14 protein-coding genes are annotated in these 19,434 nt (G+C 49.5%); 4 read left to right on the forward strand and 10 right to left on the reverse strand.

Features of this window, described 5'->3' with window-relative positions; all coding sequences use genetic code 11:
* Positions 1 to 32: 32 nt before the first annotated feature.
* Positions 33 to 1,586: a sulfatase family protein gene (locus GA004_RS17000; protein WP_283395073.1), complete on the reverse strand. Its 1,554-nt coding sequence runs from the start codon at positions 1,584 to 1,586 to the stop codon at positions 33 to 35.
* Positions 1,587 to 1,870: 284 nt separating this feature from the next.
* Positions 1,871 to 3,277 (reverse strand): Gfo/Idh/MocA family protein, encoded by a 1,407-nt coding sequence (locus tag GA004_RS17005; RefSeq protein ID WP_283395074.1) that lies wholly within the window; start codon positions 3,275 to 3,277, stop codon positions 1,871 to 1,873.
* 521 nt (positions 3,278 to 3,798) lie between these two features.
* On the opposite strand from GA004_RS17005, the gene GA004_RS17010 reads away from it, so the two are divergent.
* Positions 3,799 to 4,719 carry a TauD/TfdA family dioxygenase gene (locus GA004_RS17010; protein WP_283395075.1) on the forward strand — a complete coding sequence of 307 codons (921 nt, stop codon included), beginning with the start codon at positions 3,799 to 3,801 and terminating at the stop codon, positions 4,717 to 4,719.
* A 50-nt stretch (positions 4,720 to 4,769) separates the two neighbouring features.
* On the opposite strand, the gene GA004_RS17015 is transcribed toward GA004_RS17010, so the two are convergent.
* Entirely contained in the window at positions 4,770 to 6,221 is a 1,452-nt protein-coding gene (locus tag GA004_RS17015; RefSeq protein ID WP_283395076.1) for a sulfatase, read from the reverse strand.
* A gap of 469 nt (positions 6,222 to 6,690) precedes the next feature.
* Between GA004_RS17015 and GA004_RS17020 the strand changes: the two genes are divergently transcribed.
* A complete protein-coding gene (locus GA004_RS17020) occupies positions 6,691 to 6,831 on the forward strand; it encodes a hypothetical protein (protein WP_283395077.1) in 141 nt (46 codons plus the stop codon).
* Between the two features lie 93 nt (positions 6,832 to 6,924).
* Here the strand turns inward: GA004_RS17020 and GA004_RS17025 are convergent, their stop codons facing one another.
* The 6 genes from GA004_RS17025 to GA004_RS17050 form a co-directional block, all read right to left on the reverse strand.
* Positions 6,925 to 7,794 carry a CIA30 family protein gene (locus GA004_RS17025; RefSeq protein WP_283395078.1) on the reverse strand — a complete coding sequence of 290 codons (870 nt, stop codon included), beginning with the start codon at positions 7,792 to 7,794 and terminating at the stop codon, positions 6,925 to 6,927.
* A gap of 570 nt (positions 7,795 to 8,364) precedes the next feature.
* The gene (locus GA004_RS17030) at positions 8,365 to 10,962 is read right to left on the reverse strand and encodes a DUF1592 domain-containing protein (RefSeq protein WP_283395079.1); all 2,598 of its coding nucleotides are present in this window, start codon (positions 10,960 to 10,962) and stop codon (positions 8,365 to 8,367) included.
* 161 nt (positions 10,963 to 11,123) lie between these two features.
* Entirely contained in the window at positions 11,124 to 12,413 is a 1,290-nt protein-coding gene (locus tag GA004_RS17035; RefSeq protein ID WP_283395080.1) for a DUF1552 domain-containing protein, read from the reverse strand.
* Positions 12,414 to 12,567: 154 nt separating this feature from the next.
* Positions 12,568 to 14,262, reverse strand: coding sequence for an NAD-dependent malic enzyme (locus GA004_RS17040; RefSeq protein WP_343218812.1), 1,695 nt, complete (start codon positions 14,260 to 14,262; stop codon positions 12,568 to 12,570).
* Between the two features lie 133 nt (positions 14,263 to 14,395).
* Positions 14,396 to 15,814 carry a UTP--glucose-1-phosphate uridylyltransferase gene (locus tag GA004_RS17045; protein WP_283395082.1) on the reverse strand — a complete coding sequence of 473 codons (1,419 nt, stop codon included), beginning with the start codon at positions 15,812 to 15,814 and terminating at the stop codon, positions 14,396 to 14,398.
* A 41-nt stretch (positions 15,815 to 15,855) separates the two neighbouring features.
* On the reverse strand, positions 15,856 to 16,146 hold the full coding sequence (locus tag GA004_RS17050; protein ID WP_283395083.1) for an FtsB family cell division protein: 291 nt from the start codon (positions 16,144 to 16,146) through the stop codon (positions 15,856 to 15,858).
* A gap of 89 nt (positions 16,147 to 16,235) precedes the next feature.
* Here GA004_RS17050 and GA004_RS17055 point away from each other — a divergent pair, with 89 nt between their 5' ends.
* A complete protein-coding gene (locus GA004_RS17055) occupies positions 16,236 to 17,054 on the forward strand; it encodes an ExeA family protein (protein WP_283395084.1) in 819 nt (272 codons plus the stop codon).
* A gap of 431 nt (positions 17,055 to 17,485) precedes the next feature.
* The gene (locus GA004_RS17060) at positions 17,486 to 17,944 is read left to right on the forward strand and encodes a DUF6428 family protein (protein ID WP_283395085.1); all 459 of its coding nucleotides are present in this window, start codon (positions 17,486 to 17,488) and stop codon (positions 17,942 to 17,944) included.
* A gap of 410 nt (positions 17,945 to 18,354) precedes the next feature.
* Here GA004_RS17060 and GA004_RS17065 read toward each other — a convergent pair whose 3' ends face one another.
* The gene (locus GA004_RS17065; RefSeq protein ID WP_283395086.1) at positions 18,355 to 19,401 is read right to left on the reverse strand and encodes a phytase; all 1,047 of its coding nucleotides are present in this window, start codon (positions 19,399 to 19,401) and stop codon (positions 18,355 to 18,357) included.
* Between the last annotated feature and the right edge of the window lie 33 nt (positions 19,402 to 19,434).

Here is a 19,434-nt window from a genome sequence, read left to right on the forward strand (position 1 = left end):
AAAACTAAGCCCTCGCCAAGAAGCCGATCTACCTACCTCTGACCGCTCTGTTTCATGCCCTCCAACTCGTCTTCAGGAAGATCGTACGCAGCGCGTAAGCGATTGAGTTGTGCCAATAGGTTTTGCTGGATTTCCGGATTCGCCTGACCGTAAATGTTCTCCATTTCCATTGGGTCGTTCTTAAGGTCGAATAGTTCCCAGGTATCGTTTTCCTCGTCCGGGTAGCGAATCAGTTTAAAGTGGCCATTGGTCACGCCGAAGTGAAGCGGGACCCCATGCCCGCCGTGCTCGTAGTAATGATAATAGTGATACTCGCGCCAATCTTGCGGCGTTTCATTCTTAAAGATCGGCACCAAGGAGCGGCCTTGCATGTCGTTTGGTATTTCAGCACCCGCTAAATCTAAGAAGGTCTGAGCGAAGTCTAAATTAGAAACGATGTCCGTATCATTGACCGTGCCAGCTTTTGTGACGCCCGGCCAACGGACCAACAAGGGTGACCTCAGAGACTCTTCGTACATCCAGCGCTTATCGAAAAGTCCGTGCTCGCCCAAATAGAATCCCTGGTCCGATGAATATATAACGATAGTGTTGTCAGCTAGGCCACTCTCTTCCAAATATTCGAGCAGCTGGCCAATACTCTCATCTACCGCCTTCACGCACCGAAGGTAGTTTTTGATATAGCGTTGGTAGTTCCATTTGGTGCGCTCGACATCGTTTAGATTGGCGGCCAACATAGCCTCGTTGCGAGGGCGAAAGTAGTCATCGAAAGGCTTAAGCTGCTCAGGTGTATGCTTGGAGGAATACTTGATCATGAGTCGGTGATCGTTCATCTCCTCCAACATGCGTGCCCGATTTTGCGAGATGGGCCGTGCTCTGCCTGTATAGTCGTCGAATAATGTCGACGGCTCTGGCATTTCAATGTTGTCGAATAACTCCAAGTGCCGAATCGCCGGTTCCCAGCGACCATGCGGTGCCTTCTGCTGAACCATTAACAGAAACGGCTTATCTGGATCGCGCTCCTCCTGGAGCCAATCTAGGGACCGCTCGGTAATGATGTCCGTCGTGTACCCAACATGGTCTACATTCTCGCCATTGGTGATAAGCATTGGATTATAGTAAGCGCCCTGCCCTTTTAAGACCTCGAAGTGGTCATATCCGGTAGGCATCGATGCCAAGTGCCACTTACCGATGACTGCGGTTTGATAGCCCGATTTTTGCAAATACTTGGGGGCCGTCGGCTGGGTACCGTCGAACTGGTCACCGTTTTGCCGAAAACCGTTCAAGTGCGAATACTTGCCGGTCTGGATAACCGCTCGGGCAGGTCCGCAAATTGAATTGGTTACATAGCACTTTCGAAAAAGGATCCCCTCACCGGCAAGCCGGTCTAGATTAGGAGTCGGGGCTATATCGGCCAACATCCCTCCATAAGCGCTGATGGCCTGAGTAGCATGATCATCGGTGAAAATGAAAAGAATGTTCGGCCGCTCTTCCTTGCCAGCAAGACTCAACAAGAAGGTGCATGATAAAAGCCCTAGCCTCGAGAAGGCACGGACCATGAACGAAACAGGAAGTATCAAATTCTGCATTGTTTGACTTTCTCGCTAGCTTACTCGTCTGGCAAGGCAAGACCTAGAGCATGCTCGAAAAGATGCGCTGGCACGGGATTTCCTATTCAAATGGATTTATTCATTATTTTTCGTTAGACCATCGTAATGAATGGTGCTTAGAAACAAGGTGTGAAGTCAGATTTCAAGGGATCCTTCAAAACCTCGCTAATTTGACAATACGCGAAAAGACCCTAACAAAAAAGAGACCTGAAGGTCTCTTTGAAATTGTCTAAGGATTATCGGTCCTCGATAAGAGGAATCAGCTAGCCGTTGAGAGCCCATCCCTTGCGGTATTCCTTCCGCAAGAGGCGGTTCGCTTCTGGGCTATTCGTCACTTCCATCTTCTTCGCGTTGTAATCGATCTTTTTCCCTACATCGTAGGCCACAGCTCCAAGAAGTAGTTGCTCGATCAATACACCCGAGTAGTCAAAGTTGCAGGACGTCTTCAGGTCCGTCTTACAAGCATTAGTCCACTCTTCCCCGAAATTAGAGACCTGCCTTTCCGGAACCTTGATTTTGCTCGAATCGTAGTACGAAAGGTCCGCGGATTTTCCGTATGGGATAACCGTACGCGTCTTGAAATCAGCTACAATGAATCCCTTAGTTCCTTTGAAAAGCGCTCCGTGCCCGATTTTTGTAACGTCGACGTAGCTAAGCGGAGATTTCGGCATATTACCACCCTGATGCCAAGAAACTCGAATCTTGCCGCGCCAGTCGTTGGCGGGATTGATACAGCTCGAGCTCATACGCGATGGTGCGACGTCCGGATTATAGGCCTCTCCCTCGGCTTGGGCTGAAATGGGATAGTCGGCATCAAGCGGGTTGAAAGCCAAATCCATGGTGTGGCTCCCCATGTCACCAATCTGCCAGTTGCCAAATTCGCGATACATGTTCCAGGAGAGGCAATTCGAACCCGTCGGCCATTTCGCTGAGTCCGTCTCAAAATAGGAATGCGTCTTTTGGCCAGTGCGCCAATTGAGTGCGGTGAAGTAGTCCGAACTAAAGGGTCTCTTTTGAGAGGGGCCGACCCAGAGATCCCAGTCTATAAAATCGGGAGCGGACCCGGTTGCCATGGGGTAACTTTTTTTATTATGGTAGCGATCACCCCAGGCATGCACATCCTGCAGCTCGCCAATGGCTCCTTCTCTGATGAGCTCGCGTATGTAGGCGAAATTAGGATCGAAATGGCGTTGAGTACCACATTGGGTCGCGACCTTGTTCTGGTTCTCCAAATAGGTCTCACGGACCATTCGTGCTTCTTCCACGGTGTTCGCCAATGGCTTCTCGCCATACACGTGTAGTCCTCGATTCATGGCCCAAATAGAAATGAAAGCGTGATGATGATCAGGCGTACAGCAGACCACGGCGTCTAGATCTTTCTGGTCCAGGCATTTCCGCCAGTCTTTATACTGCTTGGCCTTGGGAAACTTCTGTCCGGCGGCCGCTAGGGCCTTGGAATTGATATCGCAGAGAGCGACCACATTCTCCTGCTCAAGCATATTGAAATGGGCTTTAGCACGACCCCAGCAGCCTATCAGAGCGATATTCAGACGGTTACCGGGACGATTCTGCCCGAAAAGCGTACCGCTCGGCAGAAAAAGGAGACCCGCACCTGTCGAAGCGGAGGCTGCGAGAAATTGACGACGATTTGGAGTAGAAGATCTGTTCATGATATTATAAGTTAGAAATCTGCCTCCCTACGTCAATGAATTTACACGTCCACCATTCAAGAATCCGAGACTGGCAAATTATGAGGGTTTTATCGCCGATTTCAAGCTGATTGGCGAAAAAGCGAAATAGGGTCTTTGATATCCTCTTTTAGTGGATGCTTGATTCCTAAAGACAACGGCACTATCCCTCTCGGTGGAGGCGGATCGGGTTCGCTGCTTTACAAGGAATTCGAAAAAGACTCGAGAAGCTAGATACCTCCTATCCCGGCAGCTCCCCTTTTTCACGATTCACCAAAAGATAGCAGAGGATTTAAAGAAGATCATATCAAAAGCTTAGATTGGAATAATCTGCCGACAGATAAAATGCTAGAGTAAGAAAGCATTCCCTTTCGTGCTACCTGATCCACTTTGAGTACCCCTGAAGTCGAGGAACCTTTTCAGACGATTGCTCAGACGAAGCCGTTTCACTAACAGGTTGACAATTGACCCCTTCGTACTTTTCCGAGATGGGTACTACCCAAATGACAAGATCAATTTTAGCAGGGCCAGCAGTGTGGAAAGGCGATGGGCTGTCGCAAAGTCCGGATTGGAAATGGGATTTTTCCAACACCGATCCAAGAGCAATTCGCGAAGCACTGGAGAGTGGCCCCGGAGCGTTAATGCTCCACGGTTTTCCTATTGATCAGTACGATCGAAACGAGGCCCGCGAGGCATTTCGGTCCTGGTGTGGCGAGCTAGGGAATTTGCTCGCTCAGAATGAAAGAGGCGACACTGTATTCGAGGTTACGGATGCAGGGTTTGGCTCCAGTGACCTACGTATTCGCGGACCAAATACTAATAAGAAACTTTCATTTCACACGGATCGTTGCGACGTCATCGTTTTTCTGTGCTGGAAGAAAGCCCTAATTGGGGGAGAGAACGAGGTGGTCAGCTCCATGCACCTCTACAACGAGATTGCCCAGAGGCGTCCCGATCTTCTAAAGATTTTGATGGAGTCGTTTACCTACAAGCGCCACACGGTAGATCTAGGGAATGAAAGCCGCTATTGTCAGCAGCCAATTTTTTCATTCCGCAACGGGTTTTTCGCCTGCAGCTTTCTACGGGTCTTGATTGATCGGGCCCATGCCGATCCGGAGCTGCCAGATCTGACCCCACAGCAGATCGAGGCCATTGACTTTCTTGAAGTAGTGGCGGGCGAGCCGGGCCAGTCCTGTCGTTTCATGCAAGAACGAGGCGATATTCTAATTCTCAACAACTGGGTGACGCTCCACCGGCGAACCGCATTCGAGGATGGGGAGAGTCCAGAGGAGAAACGCCGGATATTTCGCACGTGGCTCAGCATGCCCAATAGTCGGCCCATCGATGAGCGATTCGAGGCGAATTTCGGGGCTACAGGCGCGGGCAAAGTGAGAGGCGGTTTCCCCGTCTTGCGTGATGAGTAGGCCGAATTTTCGAAAGACCAAATCGGTTACAAGCTAGAGTTTTCCCTGCGTCAATTGAGCCTGGACGTTTTCGCAAGGAGCATTTCCTTTAACTCTTTAACTAATACCGGGTTTTCTTCTGCCAAGTTCTGAGTTTCCTTCTTGGGAGAGGTGTGATCGTACAGCTCAGTGTAACCGTCTTTGTGAAGCACAAAGCGATAACGATCAGTACGGAGTGTTTGTGCTCTTCCGGTGTAAGCGAGAGCAGTGTGGCCTTTGGCATTTGGCTTTTCGATCTGAGGAAGAAGCGAGGTGCCGTGGGCGAAATCCGGTTGTTCCAAACCGGTGAGTTCACAAAGCGTCGGAAAGAGATCGACGGTCTCTACCACCCCGTTCGATTTGGCGCCCGGCTCTTTCATGCCGGGGGCGGAAATGATGAGTGGGGATCGCAGGGCTTCTTCGAAGAGGCAGTGTTTTCCCCAAATGCTGTGCTCTCCTAGGTGCCAACCATGATCGCCCCAGAGCACGACAATAGTGTCTTTGTCCCGGCCGGTTTCCTTTAGTTTGGCGAGGATCTCTCCTACGAGATGGTCGACGTAGCTCACGCAGGCAGCGTAGTGGCGACGCACTTTGTCCGCGTAAGCTTTGTCTTCCCGCGGGTCCTGCCCGTGATGGAAGTACTGGTTCATGAATTCCCCAGAGGCATGCCAGGTGCTTTGCCAGTCCGGCTTCTCTGGATGAGGAATGGGTGGCAACTCGACCCCTTCGTAGGGATCCATGTAGCGCTTAGGCGATCCGAATGGGAGGTGAGGCTTGATAAAACCGATGGCGAGAAAGAAAGGCGTGTGCGAGTTGGCCAAATTTTCGAGTTGTTCGAGGCCGGCAGCACCAATCAAGCCATCATGGTAGTCGGTGTCCTTGCCTTCGGCGCTCTGCATGACTTCCATTTTATTTTCAGAGAAAGACCCGATTGGTTTGATCTCACCGTGAATCAAGGAGTGCATGGCGCCTCGTGGGTGCTTCCATCGGCCGGTGGGCATGAGTTGACGATCCCAGGCACCGGGCATTTCGAGAACGTTATGGTCGTACCAGTCTTCACCGCCCCAACCTCCTGGATGGTGCGAGACTTTTCCGACGGATACGGTCTTATATCCATTTTCCCGAAACCACTCCGGCATGCTTGGAGGAATGGATGCATCGGGGGAATCCAGCTTCTCAGCCCGAGCGAAGAGAGATTGATTTCCATAGGGACCGTACTGCCCGGTTAGCATCGTGTAGCGGGAGGCACCGCAGGTGGGGGCGTTGACGTAGTGATTGTGAAAGGCTCTGCCGGAGGCCGCGAGTCGATCGATATTCGGGGAGTGAATGTAATCGACGCCAAAGGACTTCAGCTCGGGGCGTAGGTCGTCGACGCAGATGAGCAAAATATTTTTCTTAGTCAATTCGTGCCCATCAGCTATTGCAGATTGGGTGCAGATTGAGAAGAGGAGAAGTGCGAAAGCGATGGGTGTGTAACGTTTCATTATCAGGATAGGGGAAATTCAATAGTTCCAGTTTTGGGCACCCGTTAAACTGAAGGGGTGATTTCTCTGTATCAAGGTATAATGCTCATCCGCTATTTCGAAAAGTTTCCGAAATTTTTCTGGCCCGCCGAAAAACCGCTAAACAACTCCTCTAGAGGGGCGAATGAAATCACAAAGCGATGTGGCTAGATTATCCAGATTTGACCTTAGTAAATGGAAATTACGGGACGATCTCGTCAGTTCGTTTGTAGTTTTCCAATTAACCCATCATGGAACTCAGAAGGTCCAATAAGCCGCTTTCGAGGTCTTGAAGTTATATTTCGAATTCAAAATTAGGCCTTTGAGCAGAGTAATACTCAGAGGGTGTTGCGATGCCATTAAACGAATTTTCGACTCAAATAGGACCAACGAACGAAGAAATTGGACTTTTAGGACACTTGTTTAATCTCAACTTTCTGATTTTTCGCCGATGACCCGTTCGTTGAAACTGCAAACCGCCCGACGGCAACTCCTGTTTGCTATCGTGGCGGTTATCACGCTAGCTGCCGGACTGCATCCAAAGGAGTTCCGATTTCGCAACAGCGTGGAACGTAGCGCGGAAGGCACTTAATTGCACTTCGGCAAAATCGGGGTCCCCTAAACGGATCCCAATCTCGACGTGACCACCGTGGAGATATTAAACTTGAATGGTTTTGAGTTGGCTCTATCGCTCGGGGAGCAGTTCGAGAACCTCATCGAGCGCGTAACGAAGGATCCAAGCTTTGCGAGTGCCGGAGGTCGTAAGAATCGATTTGTTGAGTGCTCGCAGCAGTGCGGTACGAGCTGACTCCGGGACTGCTATGGATTCGAGGAGAGAACGGCAGGTGATTTCGTAGATGGCGGCACAGGCGTCGGGGTTACCTTGATTGAAGATTGGAACACCCCGGGAAATAGCTAATTCGATAAGAGCTCGAGGCCCCTCCATTTGCGAGACGGGAGTCCGAGAAGAACCCACGGTGCTATCTGGGGAAGTACTTGAAGTGGCTCTGACGTACTCGATCTCAAGTTTGAAGGGGCCTGGGTTCTTATCAGACAAAGTGAAGCCGATGGAGTTAACGTCGCTAGGGTTTAGGGGAATATCAGAAAAGGGGCGGCCGAAAGACTGTCGGACAAACTCTGACGCCGGGAGAAAGGTTTCCGTCCATATGTTTTTTTCGGTGGGAAAGGCCGCGCGAAAGGAGCCGGAGGTCCTTTGCCCATTGACCCGGAGGTCAAGGTAGTAGGTCCGACCATCACCCCTTGCTTTGATGTTGAAGCCTTCGACGTTTTGCAGATCAAAAGAGTCAGGCCGACTTCGTATGGATACGAACCCGCCATTGTTTTCTAGAGAGAGTACACCTTGGAAGAGAAGATTTCCGTCGTCAGTTTGCTCGAAACGGCTGGTTGATATTCCACCCATGACTCTGTCGTTGACCACGCCCCAGTTTCGAAGGTCGCTGGGATTTTCGAAAGAAGCGATCGTTTGAGAGCGAAGAGGATTGGAGTTCACCGAGATCGTAAGCATTGTCAGAATTATCGTGGGGATCCAGTTCATACTTTTTGATCAACGCTTTGCGTCGGATATTTGAGGAGGAATACAACACAAACGAATGAGTTTGTGTTGTTCAAGGATTGTTCCAAGGCGAGAAAGGGAATGTGTGAAGCCCTTCGCGGCGGAGCAAATGAAGATCCTGCCCAATCGGAGAGAGGCTTAATGCAGAATCTCGGGCTTGCTTTTGTGTCACTTGATTACTCGGTCTAACCTTGTTTCAGCACTTTGGGATATAGGGATGAAATCAGTCGTTTCGATATCTATTGTGGAGATAGTGAATATTAAAAATAGACCCAATCAAATTCCAGCCTGCTTTTACAAACTACCTGAGGAAAGAACTGATTACTAATCCAATTTCCGTTGATCTAAACGTTCGGCCGCGGATCCCAATCCGAGGGCCTTGAGCACGGTGCGTCGGTCAAATTGATTCTGTGTTTTCTTCATGAGGAGGCGAGGTTAACTATCTGAAGAGGATGTGAATCATCAACGCAGAATCAAACAAGTTCGACGTAAGCACGTTATACTAGTCTGCTAGGCTCCCACAAATTACAGGTACGCGGTCCTGTAAGGAAACTACTTAGACAGAAAAACGTCGCTCTGCGTCACTGCATGGACCAGCGAACGCAAACCATAGTTCTCTCCTTCTAAATCTTCCACAATCTGATCCACTTCTCTGCGATCAGCGAACTCGATCTCGGCACCGGTGGCGTAGGTCATCACTTGATTTACGAGATTGCGAGCAATCTGCTTCACATCGGAAAGCGCCAGCTCCTTAAAGCCCTTTATATCAGTGAAAGCTCTGCCATCTGGCATGGAATAACTCGCGTCAACAGCCGGTCCGTGTGCCCATCCCTTGTCATCTGAATCAATCGCTCGATAATTGTCTCTCCAACCTCCGATGACATCATAGTTCTCAAGAGCGAACCCAGGTGGATCGATAATTCTGTGACAGGCCATGCATGATTCAGTAGAACGATGTTTATCAAGCTGATCCCGAATCGAAACCGCGCCACGTATGTCCGGTTCAACGGCGGGCACTTGATCTGGTGGTGGCGGAATATGTTTCCCCAAGATACGCTCCAACAACCAAACCCCTCTAACGATGGGCGAGGTTGTCGTCCCATTGGCGGTCACTTTAAGCACGCTCGCTTGCGTAATAAGACCGCCTCGCCTTGAGCTTCCATTAAGCTCCACTTCTCTCAATCCAGGCTCAAGCCCAAACTCTATTCCATAGTGCTTGGCGATACGCTCGTTGAGCACCGTAAAGTCCGAATCGATTACATTCGCCACACTCAGGTCCCGATCAAGCAGATGTTGAAGAAAAGAGTAGGTTTCATCCAGCATTGAATGGAGAAGAATGTTGTCATACTCTGGATACAGTTTAGTATCAGGAGTCGTGAAAGTGATGTCCCTAAGCTCGAGCCAACTATCCGCAAAATTCTTCACAAACGATTTTGCTTTGGTGTCATTGAGCATTCGCTCCACTTGCGCTTTGAGAACATCTGGACGTGAAAGTAGCCCCTTCTCAGCCTGTGCGAACAATGCGTTGTCAGGGGGAGCACTCCAAAGAAAGTAACTCAACCGCGTCGCAATACTGTAATCATCCAGCTGACTCGGATCTTCCTGAAAATAAAGGAAACGGTGAGATGAGAGAATGGCTCGATAACCGGACTTTACCGCCTTAATGAGCGAACCGCTCGAATCGAGCTCTACTTTTGCGAACTCAAAGTAGGGCTGGATGTCAAAATCGCTTGCAGGACGACGAAAAACGCGGTCCGCAAATCGACGTAGTAGCCGCTTAAGGTCTGCTTCCAATGCTTGGCTTACGAGTTCTCCGTCCCTGATCGATAAACCGCCAAATAGCTGTTTTCTCAGTTCAGGATTGTCCAATCCTGGATAGATTCTCTCGACCTCCAAGCTTTCGACCGCAATTCCAGAGGAACCGTCATGAATCACAGAGAGATCTTGAATCGCTTTTGACGAAACCCACTTGAGGGTTCTATCTGTTGGGCGGATTCCAATGATGTGATTTTTCCGAATCCAGGCATCAAACACAAATTCTTGAAGCTCTCTCGTGGCCTCGAACTTCCCTACCCAGTAGACGGCTGGCGCCTTGGCTCGAAGAATCCCAGTTTTAATACGACCCCAAACATTGCGTCCTTCAGGCGGATTGTGAGCCTTAGCTTTTAAGCGGATACGGTACCAACCGGTTTCAGGAACCTCCGTGCCTGCCATTCGTCCGTGAAAACCTTGTGTGGTAGGGAAGCTTAAAAGCTGGTTTTCGTGATAGATCGCCTGCCGCTCGTTCAAGATTCGCTCCGAACCGACACCTAGCTCATTGGGGTGGTAGACTCTCTTATACGGAAGCGTCGAAAGCAATTCAGCGATCTCCGCATTCTTCGCGATCGTTCCCCTGAGATCAAGCGGCGAATTCGTATCCACAAATTTCCCATTTTCGTATCGATAGGTTTTATTCTCGCTTCCTAGAAATGTCCTGTAGCCTTCATAAAAAAATATCGTTGGCAGTTTTGAAGTGGCAAACGGATCGATCTCAATGAGTCTCAAGTCTTTCGGCAAAGGTGAGGAAGCCGAGACCGGAGGATTGATAACCCGCTCGAAAGATTCATCCAGAATAAGGTCCACTACCCCTAGGTATTTCTGAAGCAGGTGATAAGACACCTGCTGCACCTCCGCGATATTGCTAAACCCATCCGTGGTCTGATCTTCAGGCAATAGTTCCAGCAATGGAATATCTACGCCCAAGAGATTATGTAATGTATTTTCATACTCAATACGACTTAGTCGCCGTGACTTCACGCGCCCTTCTGCCTTGATTTGCTTGTAGGAAATCTCGTGCAGAATATCTTCGAACTCATCCAAGAACCCGGCCCTTTCACCGGGCTCCAACAACGAATCCTTCGGGGGTGGCATTTCGGCTTCTTTAATGCGGTCGTGCACGAAGGCCCATCGGTCCATGTTCGAGTGGTCCGAGGGATCGAAAAGAAGCGATTCAAGATCGAGTTCCCCCTTCTTATCCACATTATTGTGGCACTCGTAGCAATTGAGATCGAGAAACTGGGTGATTGAATCAGGCACCTCGAAATCATTATCCGTTTTCCCAAAGCAGGGGAAAGCGAAAAAGATTAATGAAGGTATAATAATTCGAATCATGCTATTTAGCTACACCCATAAATTGGCCCGAATGGAACGGTCTCTGAAAAGGCAAAATTCACTACTTTCGTTTGGCCAAACCCAAAAACATTCGTTTGAATTAGCAAGATTGGTAGGTGAAAAAGATTTCTCTAAAAAATTCTGTAGTTAAAAACCGATCACTACGCTATTTCCAGACCCGTCATTTCACCTGTGCTGGTGGCGAAGCGTTCGTCTTCCAGTCCATGTCGACGAAGAATACTGAGAAACAGGTTCGGCAGTGGATAGTTATTCGCTTTGTCAAATGCCAGGTGCTGGCCGTGTTTGAATCCGCCACCCGCTAAAACCACCGGCATGTTGCGGTTGTCGTGAGAGCTCCCGTTACCCAAATTTGATGTCATGAGAACACTGGTTCTATCCAACAGCGTTCCACTGGATTCCTCCACCCCTTTGAGTTCACGTAGAAAATCTCCCCATTTCCGCATTAGCTCCGTTTCGACGATCGTGAGCTGATCCAGTTTTTCCTCATCCAGTCCATGATGGCTCAAGCTGTGGTAACCCTCGTCAACACCTTCAAGCGGAACCGCACCGCCTTCACCATTCAGGTGGACCGTGATAAATCGCGTAGAGTCCGTCTGGAGAGCCAGAGACATCACATCCAGCATCAGTTTTTTACGATCAATGATGGCGTCGCTGTTATCGATATCGACCGGCGCCGCGACCCCCACCTTCGGCTTGGGCCGTAACGTCCATTCTTGGGCCTCGCCCAGCCGCTTTTCGAAATTTCGAACAGAGGTAAAGTACTGATCCAGCTTTTCCCGATCTCCCGATCCTAGGGTTTTCTCAACCCGTTTTGCGTCCGCAGCGACCACGTCCATAATACTCCGACCCTGCTTGAGCCGCTCAACTTGGCGCGCTTTCTCTTTGGGCGTGTCCGGAATAAAAAGCTGATTAAATACTCGCGACGGAGACTGCTCCGCGGGAATCATGCTTCCTGATTCTGTATAGGAGGCACTGGTACTTCCATTGATATCAAGTACAAGGGAAGGGAAACGGGTGTAGTGCCCTTGATGTTTGGCGAGATACTGATCGATGGATATTGAGTTCTTGAAAGCGGCACTCCGGGAATACGGAGCAGCGGTGAGAATACTTCCCTCAGCTTGGTGCCCGCCACTCACCCCGGGGTGAGACGAACCTGTGACAACCGTCATATCACCAAGAAGATCCTCGACCTCTGACAGGTACAGAGAGGGTGCGTAGTTCCGACCGGTTTCCCTAGGATTTAAGTTCGGACCGTGAAGTCCTAAGGCAAGCGTAAAGGCCACAAAACGCCTTGGGGCTTCATAGGCTGAAGAGGCGGCAAACGCTGGAGTCATCGCTTCGAGCCATGGGAGTGCCATCGCGGCCCCCGCCCCTTTTAGAAACGAGCGTCGGGAGAGTGATTTTGAGAAACTAAAATGTACGTCTTTCATCTCGTTTGTTCTTCTGGTTTGTTTACCATAATAGAGGGATCTATAGACAACAAATTACACTAAAAACTAAATTGAAACACAATTCGAGTCTCAGTCTACAGTTGACCTATTACGGTAGCTCGCCCCCCAATCCACAAGCGGATTTGCAAAGAGCTTACATCGAAGTACGCAAGTAGTCGCGGTATTTCGGCTCCCAAAAGTTGTCGTCGATCGCCCGATCCAGGGCGAGTTCAGTCCCTTCGCGAGCTACTCCGTCCCGCATCGCTTGGCGCCCCACTCTCCTGGCAATGACTTTGCTTAAGTCCCGTATTTCATCCAGTGGCGGCAGTAGACCTTGATTAGGCTCATCAGCTTTGGGCGAACTATCCGCCAATGCCTCACTAGCGGCGATCAACATGTTTTCAGTCATCCGCTTCGCTCTACTCGCAACCACACCTAGACCTACCCCGGGAAAAATATAGCTGTTGTTACACTGAGCGATCGAATGAGTCCTCCCTTTATATTCAACCGAGTCAAAAGGGCTTCCCGTTGCGACGATCGCCCTACCTTCTGACCATTCGATCACGTCTTTTGGTGTCGCTTCCGCAAGGCTAGTTGGGTTCGAAAGCGGAAAGACAATCGGCCTTTCCACGTGCGTTGACATTTCCCGGATCACTGGCTCGGTAAAGAGATTGTATTGCCCAGAAACCCCTACCAGCACTGTTGGCTTCACCTGCTTCATAACACCCAGCAACGACACCTGCCCACTCTCTTCTAGCCACCTACTAGCTTCCTCATGGTCGCGAGCGAGTTCGTACTGGAAGTCCCGCAAGTCCTCCGAGTCCGTAGTCAGCAAACCATTACGGTCCACCATATAGATTCGTTGCTTTGCCTCATTTTCGCTCAATCCTTCCTTACGCATGTGAGCTATCAGATGCGAAGCGATGCCACAACCTGCTGAACCCGCGCCCGCAAAGCAAATTTTCTGATCGACAAGCCGTTCATTTTTTTGCTCACACGCAGTAATCAAGGTCCCTGCGGTAACAGCAGCGGTTCCTTGTATGTCATCGTTAAAACAGCAAAGACGATCCCGATAGCGTCGCAAAAGCGGCATGGCGGCTGGCTGAGCAAAATCCTCGAATTGCAGCAGCGCATTCGGCCAAAGGCTTACAACACACTCAATGAACTTTTCCACAAAGTCGAAATAAGCTTCGCCCGAAATGCGTCCGGTTCGTTTCCCCATGTACATAGGATCATTGACAAGTTCCTCGTTGTTGCATCCTACATCAAGTGTTATCGGAAGAGTATGAGCAGGACTAATGCCCCCACAAGCTGAATACAGGGCAAGCTTCCCAATTGTGATACCCATACCTCCAATTCCCTGATCACCGAGACCGAGGACTCGTTCGCCGTCCGTGACCACAATTACTTTAATATTCTGCTTGGTCGCGTTTCGCAGAATTCGGTCGATCTTGTCACGGTCATCGTAAGAGATGAATAGACCCCGCTTGCGCCGATAAATCTGAGAAAACTTCTGGCACGCCTCTCCAACAGTTGGGGTATAGATGATCGGCATCAGTTCCTCTAAATTGTGAACGAGCAAGCTGAAATATAGGGTCTCGTTCGTATCCTGAATCGAGCGCAAGTAGATGTGCTTGTCCATCCGGCTAGTGAAAGCGCAGAGCTGCTCATAAGCCCGTTCGCGCTGCTCATCTATTGTCTCGACACGATAGGGAAGCAGCCCGTCCAAATTGAATTCGCGCCGCTCCTTTTCCGTAAAACCACTCCCTTTGTTAAGCAGCGGCGTTTCAAGCAAAATAGGCCCTGCATATGGAATATACAAGGGGCGCTTTGATTTCTGCATCTTCATCACTATAGGTGAAACAGGTTTTTGCCGTCAGACGCAACCTTCTTTGCCTTCCGAGCAAGCGGGAACGAGTGGGAATTCACACTTAATGGAAAGTAACTTGTATTTCCGCCCGAACTGCCCTCTCTTCGGAAAACTACTCAATATAGGTATCCTGAGAAAAATCGGTGTCTAGGCCACGTTTTTCCCAAGACTCTCGAAACGTCTCTAAATCATATCCAAATAGTGGCGACACTTCGATCTTCCGCAAGGGAACTCCCTCACTATCTTTTTCAACTGAAACCCCTACATCGGTTAGCCACTGGGCAAATAACCGCTGCTGGTCCGCGCGGCAGGTAACCGCCGAATCCACGCCTTCGGCATTCTTGACGGGACTGAAATCGCCCAATCGAGTCGTCTCGATGATCATCGGCTTCCCCGCGAAAGGCAACGCATCAAAAACGAAGAGCTCAAATTTAAGCCCATTCGGCTCGCTTGGGAAAACCTTTTCCCCGTTTGAACCTAAACAGGCTATCTTCTTCAAAGCCTTGTGGAAGGGCAAAGCGATGGAGCTATTTTTGCCCGTCAACTTTCTAATGAAGTCAACCGAAACGATGTGGATCGCCACACTTCCGGCAATGAATCTCAATTGCCCCTTTTCATCCCTTTGGGCGGTCAACTCGTCGGGCATGTCGCTGTATTCAACGATTTCAAGTCGATCTCCCAAAACGCAAAAGTGCCCCAGCTTTTCTTTCTCGTAGGCCTTCGGAAGCATTTTACTCGACATCGAAGAGCCAGAGAGAATATGGAATCCAAGAAAATAAGGGTCAATCACTTGGACATGGGGATTATCCACTTGGAAATAGCTCATCAAGTCGATCCCCTTGGCCTCCATCTCATCGAGGATCCCATTTCTTTCCAATGCTCTTAAGGCTCCGCCGTGGCCATCGGGGCTCATCGCGATACTCCTTTTTGATTCCATCAAGATTTTGCCTTCAAAATCGACGGCCGGCATACGTCCTTGCCTAAAGAAACGTACACTGTCTTCCCCAAGCCCAAAGTGATCGTTCTCCCGAAAGAAGGAGACGGTTGCCTCATGATTGACATGGCTGGTCATGAGGTACCAGGGAATTTCACAATCATACCGACACCTCGCTGCCCTTATTTTTTCTGCGAACAACTGGAACAAGGTTTTATTATTGACGGGCGAGATGGGATAAGTCCCCTTTGGCCCGTCGTAACCCAAACGTGTGCCTTGGCCACCCGCTACGGTGAACGCGGCCACTCGTCCGGCACACAGAGCAGCTTCTCCATCTATTTTTGCTTTCTGCCACTTCTCGTCTCCAAGAATATCACCGGGGAGGGGCTCGTAAGGAGCGGGATCTAGGCTGCTGAAGTCTATTGTAGAGCTCCCTTTTTTCGAGAGAACCAATTGCTTCACTAAACCGTCTAACTCGTCGAGATCGATTTCATCTGCCTGCTCCTGCAGGACTCTCTTTTCCTCTTCGTCAAGCGATTCCCAATACTGAAAAACATGCCCCTGACCTTTCTGTTCGAAAAGTTCCTTGGTATCCATGGTATTCAAGTCGAAACGGGTGTATTCAACCCACGGCCCTTCTAACGGTCGTCAAACTCAAACTTGAAGACCGTTTCTTCTGCCTTGGCGTAATTCAATTTCTGGCGAATGACCTTTTCCACGTATTCAGGATCATGGTTCAACCGTTCAAGAGAGCTTTTCTTAGACCCGATTTTGGCTTCGATTTCCGCAAGCTGGCTCTTAGCCAATTGCTCTGATTCTCGAGCCGCCACCAGCTTATCGTAACGCGCATTTAGATGAGAAAGTGCGAATCCGCTCGCCAAAAGGAAAACTATGAGGAACAAGAGATTTAAGATTCGGGTGGTACTCATGATAGACAAGTGCTAAATACGAATAAACCTTTCTCCTTTGCAAAATTATAATTGCAGCCTTCCCTTAATTTAAGAAGAAATTTACTCAAATGTATCAGAGTTTCTACGGCCTCAAAGAGATGCCGTTCAACATTACTCCCGATCCCAACTTTCTCTACTTGAGCCCGACTCACCAGGAGGCCCTCCAGCACCTGAAGTACGGCATAGCAGAGAAAAAGGGATTTATAGTGTTGACCGGAGAAGTAGGATGCGGAAAGACCACGCTTTGTCGTCATTTCATTAATGAGATTGACGACGAGAAGTACGAGAGCGCCTTGATCCTCAACCCTCGTATCACCGAGACCCAGCTCCTGAAAACGATCCTCTCTGAACTCGGAGAGGAAGGCTCTAGCCGAAGTCGGAGCGGCCTCGTAAAACAGGTTAATGACGTCCTCTTGGACCGAATCCAGCGGGGGAAAGACATCCTTCTGATCATTGACGAGGCCCAGAACCTCACCTTTGACCTCCTTGAACAGCTCCGTCTGCTCTCGAACCTGGAGACCGACAAGCAGAAGTTGCTTCAGATCATCCTAATGGGACAGCCCGAGTTTAAGCGGATCCTGGGTGAAAATAGACTGCGCCAGCTCCGCCAACGAATCCTGGTCCACACCGAGCTAGTCCCTCTAAATCGCTATCAGGTAGAGCAATACATACACCACCGTATCGCGATGGCCGGTGGCCAAGGAATTCCGTTTTTCACCAGTTGGGCAGTACGTTGGATCCATTGGAAATCACGGGGGGTACCTCGGATCATCAACAATATTTGCGACAAGGCTCTTCTTTCAGCCTATATCAGATCTTCAGAAGTCGTGAAGGTGAAGGACGTGCGTACCGCTCTCAAGGAAATCAGTTCCTTGGATTTTGGCTGATACTCCCAGTCGGCTAGAAGATAGAATCCCTCTGATAAAGGAAGGATTCTTGCTAAAGTGATCCTAAATCTGGGGTTGAAATAGCGGTTGTTAGTACCACAGGTTCGAATCTCGCTCTCTCTGCTATTATATAAGTAATTGATACAAAGGGTTTAAATTGAAATAGGTTCAAACTGACAGGTGAAATGGTACACTAAGTGGTACACTGCTCATCAAGTTTCATTGTCGTTCGAGTAGGATTTTTCATCTGGATCATAACACACGGTTGCAAAAAACGAGGGGGGTGGGGTGTCGCTGATCCTGCGGTCGCTGTGGTAATATTGATCAACAGCCCCCAGAAAAAAATTGTCGCCCTATGGGGCAATCTCTGTCTCCGTTATCCTGTGAAAACACTCCCCACGCCACTCTAGGACCAGTAAAATAAACAAATCATGAACCTTAAAGAGCTTAAGCATTCTCTGCAACAACGCGACGAAATCACCTTCGTCTTACCCAGTGGTGAATACGTCCCTCCGCATTTCCATGTAACCGAAGTCGGAAAATCGAATAAGCTTTACGTCGACTGCGGGGGCACTGTCCGCGAAGAGGAAGTCATCACCTTTCAGCTTTGGAGTGCAGATGACTACGAACACAGAATTCAGCCTCAAAAGATTCTTCAAATAATCGAAATTGCAGAAGATACCCTTGGTTTGGAAAATCTCGAAGTAGAGATTGAATACCAGCGTGACACGATAGGACGCTATGGTCTGTCGATTGACAAAGATAGGTTTCTTTTGACCCCGACTCAAACCGACTGTCTCGCGAAAGATAAATGTGGCATCCCTGAACAAGTGGAAGGCCTTGATTCCGAACCTTCATCCGACTGCTGTCCAGATTCTGGTTGCTGCTGACCATTCAATTAAAGACGATCTGGACGGTTCGAACGATCTACTCGCCCAACACCCTGGTGGCTACCCTCCCAGCATCCCGATGTGCCATTTTCATTTTTGACTAAAAATAGGCCATTTTAGCCCAAAAACAGCCAAAAATCGTCAAATTTGGCTCATTTTATGCCATTTTTGGCCCATTTCAGGTATTCTCAGTTTTAGAATTTGTTCTGCTAAGCTCACTGTGTAACCTGCTTGAATCACGTGAGATTTTTGTGCGTTGCCCTGCTTATTTCCTTTCTGTTGTTCGGCTGCTCAAAAGCCTCAACAGAGCCGAAGGAGGACGAGCTACTGCTCACGCCCATTGAGGACTTGGGGTTCTCCCATGACGCGGAGGCGGACGATCCGCCTGGATTAAAGATCTATTCGCTACCTCATTCCGCCAGCCTTAGTCCCAATCCAGTCAAGATATCTCCCAAGTCGAAGGCTGATACTGCACGATCATTATCGCACGCGTAGAATACACCATGCGGGAAGCGAGACAGGGACTTCTGGCTTAGCCAAACACCGTCAGTATTCAAAGTCCTTTCGCCCGAAAAACTTCCTACATGGGTAAAGCTTTCACGGTCGAAAATATGGTACCAATTCTCGATCTTGCCTTGATCCGTTACGATCCAATATCCTTCCAAATCAGAGATTTTATACAGTGCGATGCCCTCGACCTGGCTTTTGAATATCCCTTGCCCGAAGGTTTCTCCCGTGAAATTCCCTTCGAAATCGTAGACCTTTACTTGGCGCCCTTTAATATCGTCTTCTAATTCCTCGGCGACCAAGAGTCGATTGTGGGCTGGGTCTCCGTAAACCGATTCGACGACGTACAAACGCCCATTGCCTGAGGTGGCTCCAAACGCCTCTTCCCATTCGCCATCTGCAGTCGAACCCGCGGTTTCCAGCAAATACCGATTCACGCGCCGATCTAGATCCTTATCCGCAGGTATCTCTTCGCTCGGGCTTTCATAGTTATCCGTTACATACACTTCGTATTCTCCTCTGCCCATCGGGCGAACATAAAGGCCGTATGGCTTCCTCAGTTCGCTCTCTCCGAACGTCGCGATGCCTACCATGGTCGGCAGATAGATTACTTGCACGCGGCGGTTGTCACGCTCGACCACCAACAAATAGTCATCGATCACCCATATGCCATTAGGGCGATTGAACTGGCCGAGTTCGGACCCAAGACCGCCCAATCGACTAACCATTGCTCCATTCTCAGCATCGAACACATTTACAGAGTGCCCCACTTTGCTCGTAGCGAAAAGCAGATTACGCCCATCCCGTGCGTGCCACACCGCTGGAGAATCGATATTCTCCCGAGACTGGTCCGTCGTAAAGAACACCTCCTTTACTACTATTTCTTCTTCCCCAGGTTGAGCCAGCCCCATCACGGAAAGCCAGGCTCCTACGCAAACAATCTTTTTCACAAAACAAAAATTGAGCCGCAGCTCGCTTAAGGC

It is taken from the genome of Candidatus Pelagisphaera phototrophica, from assembly GCF_014529625.1.
Taxonomy (GTDB): domain Bacteria; phylum Verrucomicrobiota; class Verrucomicrobiia; order Opitutales; family Opitutaceae; genus Pelagisphaera; species Pelagisphaera phototrophica.